A 5229-nucleotide genomic window follows, 5' to 3' on the forward strand; every position below is an offset into this window, starting at 1 on the left:
CCACACCGAAGTTCGCGAAAGACCCAGCTTCGCACGTTGAGACCACGTACATGCCGATTTACTTCTTGCTCAAAGTGTTGCAGGGCATTGGCGTAGCGCAGCAGAGCGACTGGAACGGCACCACGGGTATGCTGACTTTGGTACAGCCGACCGTGACCACGCCGACCACGTCTGGAGTGACCTTGTCAACACCAACAGTCTCCGGCGCAACTGTGGGCACGGGTACGCAAACTGCACCGGCTGTCAATGAAACCGGAGCTGCTGTGACGGTTTCCACCACGCTTACCGATGCGATGGGTAATCCAATTCCAAACGCTACTTTGTCGCTCTCGTTCTCGGGTAGTGGAGTGCAGCCGACCGTTCAACAGGGCACCACGTTTGAGTCTGTGAGCGGCTCTGCTGCAGACGGTTACACTGCGTCTGTGACCACCAACTCTAACGGTGTTGCCACGTTCGTGGTCGATGGATTGAATTCCTACGACCTGACAATTACCGCGCCTTACATGAACAATGGTTCCGCCGTGGCTCAGAATGTGTACCTTGGCTTTGTCAACAACGAGGCCATTATGAGCCCCAGCACAGGATACAGCGCAACGACCTCTACGGCGTCCAATGGTACAACCGGATTGGTGCCAGTGACCCTTACCCTGCCCGAAAGTAGCGGAGCGCCGCAGGCTAATCAAGAAGTTACCTTTGTTTTGAGCAACACGACCAACGGAGATTTGTCGACATCAAATGGCTCCTACACGAACACCAACTCTACCAGTTCCTACTTTGCGAACAATTCCGGCGCGAACATTAGTAGCAACTATGTCACGGCGTATACCAATGCGGAAGGTCAAGCAACGGTCTGGGTGAATGACTATAACCCTGAGAACGTCTTTGTGACTGCCTTCAGTGGTGGCTATCCGTTGTCTTCGAACACAGCGCTGGCCACGACGGAGCTTGAGTACTCCGATGCCAATGCTCCTACGGTGAGCTTGTCCTCGATTGGCGTGGGCGCGTTTGCACCAAGTGCAAACTTCACACCATCCGCTACCTCGCTGAGTGGCTTGGCTGGTAATCAGGCTGCGTACTTTGTTCCGTTGGACTCCAGTGGAACCGAGCTTACGGGTAGCAACGCTGAAGCGACCTATAACCTCTCAGTGAGCAACGGGGCGGAGATTTCTGAAATTGATGGAATGTCTCTCCCTGCAGAAGTCGGAACACCTTCGTCCTTGCAGCTTGAGCTAACGTCAACCGGAACAAACGCCAATGGCGCTACGACCTACACATGGACCGTGGATGGCCTGACGTTTGCTACCACCACAACTCCGTACTTCTGGGTGACGTTGACCAACGAGAGTGCCGCATCGACACTGACAGTCACCAGCGGCAGTGCGAAGTCGACGGCAACCTTTAACGTGGCAGAGTCCGCATCTTACGTGTCCACGCTCACCCCGAGCCAAGTCACGTTGAATGACTTCAGCGGCCAAAGTGCGCCGGTCACGTTCACGGTGCTCGATGCCAGTGGGAATCCAGTCGCGGATAGCACCGCAGTGGTGAAGTTTGACGATACTTCTAACCATGTCTGGGTGACGGAAGTGAACGGCACCACGTTGGCTGAGAATATTGGAACCAGCGGTAGTCTCGTAGACACGCCTATTCCACTCTTTAATACGTCTGACGCTCTCGCCTATAGCACAAGTGGCTTCTCAATGCCAGGAGTAGCGTCGTGGACGGGAACATCCTCAAAACAGTTTACGGTCTTTACTAACTCAAATGGGCAAGTTACACTGACCTTGCAGTCGGGCAACGTGGAGTATGCTACTGGCACTAACGGTACAGCGACGAATACGTTGTCTGGTTCGCAAACGAACACTTCCAGTTACACCTATGCGTTTACGTACGGTGATGGAAACACCGGCAGCCACGCAGTACTGTATTTTGGAGCACCGGGTAGCGTGAGTGTTACCAGTCCTACAGGTAATACCAATTGGGGGTCCAACGGATACCAGGTTGGCTCAATCTCTTGGTAATTGTCGCAGCGGCAATAAGGTCAAGGCAGGCAGCTTACGCTGTCTGCCTTTTCCATTCTAATGGACTTCTCCAGTCAGGAACCGATATTCTTGAGTTGGTCAACGAACTGGGCACTGTCCTTGAACAATTGAAGGGTCATCTTGTTTGATGGTTAACTAAGTGACGTTTGCCTGCGCCCGATAAGAAGGCCATCTCGAAGAACCAAGAGGGAGGCGTTCCAAGCTCCTCCCTGATGTGTTCCGTGAAAGTCCCATGATTTAGTAGAGCTTTGCTATGAACTGCCCATTCGACTCGTGGGCACCCCAGAGAGAGAAACTATCGTGCGCGGTGGTGCTGAATACATAGACTTCAAATCCGATGCCCTCGGCTGGCGTGTCCCGGATTTCCAGCGGTTCCTTGTAGTTGTCGTAGCCGCTGTTATAACTACTGCTGGTGCTGGTCCAAGTGGTCCAGGTTTGGCCGTTGTTGCGACTGTATTGGATGTGGTCGTTCTTGTAAGCCGTAGCCATGATTCGCCAATAATTGTTGTCCGGGAAATTCGGGAACTTGATCGTCCAATACCCCCTGGCTTCGGTGAGTGTCGCACCGTCAATGAGATCTATTTCCTCATTTGCATTGGCTTGGAGCTCTGCAGCAGGCTCATTGTCATAAGTCATGGATGTGTATCCACTCCAGTCGTCGTTCCCAATGTCCTCAATGTGGAAGATTGGGTGGATGACGTTCCCGGATTGCCAATAGCGCTGGTGCACATCTTTAGCCGCTTGATTGAGCTGGTCTAAATATTCTTGAGTAAGTGGCGAGCTTCCAGATGGGGCCGTGAGCCCGACGTTTACCTCGACCTTGTTGGCCCAGCTGAACACAGTGCCCGAGCCTGGTTGATAGTCGAGCGAGTTGCTCGGCACGAGATACTTCGACATAACCCATTCATCCCAAGTGTCTATTGTAGGCGTCTGGGCCGTATTGTAATCGGAACTCATGAAGAAGTGGAACCACGAGGCGTCCTTGCTAAAGTAGCTCGGAACGAACGATGTGAGCGGATCCACACCGTAGTCCGCCTCGAACGCCGTGGCTGCCTGTTGCATTGTTACGGGTGTGCCAGTAGAGTCTGTGGTCGGTGCCACCATGTTCCACGTGTTGTTTTGCCAAGTGGACGTCACACCGAGGCGTTTGAGTGCCTGCATGACATAATAGAAAGGCACGTAGGTCGTTGGCTGTCCGCTAGCCGGATCGATTGCTACCAATCGGGGCGCATATTCCACCACTTGGCCGTTGATCTCGATTGCCATTACGGTGGCACCGGTAGATTGGGAAGTTGGCAAACTAGACAAGTCGGCAGAGAGGCTAGTTTTCATGTTCCAAGAGCTTGTCGTTCCGTTCCAGTGGGCACGGATGGTCATCCCCATCATGGCTTCATCTAAATAATAGACTGGGAGCCAGGACGTTTGTGCGCCACTCCACGGGTCCACGTGGACTCGATGGTCCGCTGAGACGATGGCTGTTCCATTGTCCTCTAGGACCGTGGGTAGCATGTGAACGGTTGCCGCATATGCGGGTGTTGCGCACATCCCGAACGTGGTGAACATCAGTGTCGTCGATAGTGCGAGTGTGGTCCAGCGCTTCATTCGCATCCCTCCGTACATTCTCTTCTTGTATTGCCAATTTTGAGTGTAACATAGAGAATCAGCCTGCAACATACGTGTCAGTTTACCTCGTTGTTGTTTGGGACCGCATGCCCTTTCGCGCTTCCAGACTCCGCCGTAAGCAAGCTCTCCCACTTTCCGTCTCCCAAGAAACAACTGCTCCTTCATGCACCTTGGTCTCAGCACTGGGGCCTTGAGTCCGTTCGTCCGTTTACCGCTTGGTGCATTTTCAGAGAGCCTCTGGCCGTTGGAGATTGGCCTTGCGCGGAGGCCTCGAGGGGATGCGAAAGGGGCGAATGTTCGGATGGGTTATCGTCTTTCGGTGGTGCAGGTGCCATAGGCTCAGGAGCGGTCGATTGCCAGTGAGTTGAAAACGCTCTGCAATGCGGAGGATGCGTATCGGATTCTGCGAGATTCTTCGAAAGCTTAAATCTGGAACCTGTTGTGGCAATGCTGCTCGGTACGAAACATCCAGTGCAGGGCATCGAGCGACGAGCATGTCGCCGTGACGCCGACGTCTTTATAAAGCGGAAGACTAGGCGCACGTGATCTTTTATATAAAACCACACGCCCTATGACATGAAATTGTTCTATAATAAGAACGTCTATACAAGAAATGGAGGAGAACGGGGGAGTAAAGGGTGAAAATTGCTTCAAAAATAGTGATGGCTGGCGCCAGTGCGTTAGCGGGTATTTCCATGATGGGCGCCGGTAGCTTTGCGTTGTTTACAGCGCATGCTCAAACTAAGCATCAAAGCTTTGCGGCGGGCGTAGTGGACATCGGACTCAAGGGACAGAACTTCGGCACATTTTCCGACCGCAAAGCACAGTTGAATTATTTCAATATGGTCCCAGGAGACTATGCCACGGGCTACGCCGTTGCGAGAAATACGGGGAGTGTCAACGAGATCGTCAACGTGGTCACGACCGCCACCGGCCCCATTTTCTACGACGATGGGTTGAACAATGGGTGGGTGCAGACCAAGTATGGTTCAACAAGCAGCGCGTTGGAGCAACAGTCTCCCATTCAAGCATCTGCCAAAGACCGGGTATACACCGAATGGCATCCTGATTTAATCTCCGCGACGGAAGCCCCAAACCACCAAGGCTGGGAATCTTATGACTACCAAGCGACTGGAGACAATGCTGCGTATGAGACGGACAATCACCCCGCCTTCTACAACCTCGACTACGCAATTTATTCAAGTAGCAATGCTCATGCTCCGACCGTATCGCAAACAGTTGGCGGACGCCTAGTGGTCTCTGGGGACGATACACTGGCACGGAATGTCATTCATCCGCAGCAAGCAGTCACACTCTCTTACCAAAACACAGGCCACCATAGAGAGGTGCACACACAGCCATGGGTAGCAGGGATACTCGGAAGATACGATGCAGCGGCGGACAAGAAAGGCGACCAGACTCTTTGGAAGAGCGGTACACACTCCGCAGGTACGGATATCTCTGGTAATTCCGCGCTGGATGGTATTGTGTTGGCTCCGGGACAATATTTGGTGGTGGAATACAGCGGGCAACTCCCACTCAGGGCGCACAACGACTATCAAGACGC

3 protein-coding genes are annotated in these 5229 nt (G+C 53.1%); 2 read left to right on the forward strand and 1 reads right to left on the reverse strand.

Going from position 1 to position 5229, the window contains the following annotated elements; translation table 11 throughout:
* Positions 1-2018: beta strand repeat-containing protein (locus AC2VLY_RS12655; RefSeq protein WP_486922390.1), on the forward strand; the 2018-nt coding region annotated here is incomplete at its 5' end.
* 258 nt (positions 2019-2276) lie between these two features.
* Here the strand turns inward: AC2VLY_RS12655 and AC2VLY_RS12660 are convergent.
* Positions 2277-3641, reverse strand: a complete 1365-nt coding sequence (locus AC2VLY_RS12660; RefSeq protein ID WP_486922391.1) for a hypothetical protein — start codon at positions 3639-3641, stop codon at positions 2277-2279.
* Between the two features lie 659 nt (positions 3642-4300).
* Here AC2VLY_RS12660 and AC2VLY_RS12665 point away from each other — a divergent pair.
* On the forward strand, positions 4301-5229 hold a 929-nt coding region (locus AC2VLY_RS12665), incomplete at its 3' end, for a TasA family protein (RefSeq protein WP_486922392.1).

The sequence above is a fragment of the Acidithiobacillus sp. TH-A36 genome (assembly GCF_057473445.1).

Bases quoted from the DNA above. Each gene is read 5' to 3' on its own strand.
- AC2VLY_RS12660 (WP_486922391.1), bottom strand. From the start codon at position 3,641: ATGAAGCGCTGGACCACACTCGCACTATCGACGACACTGATGTTCACC.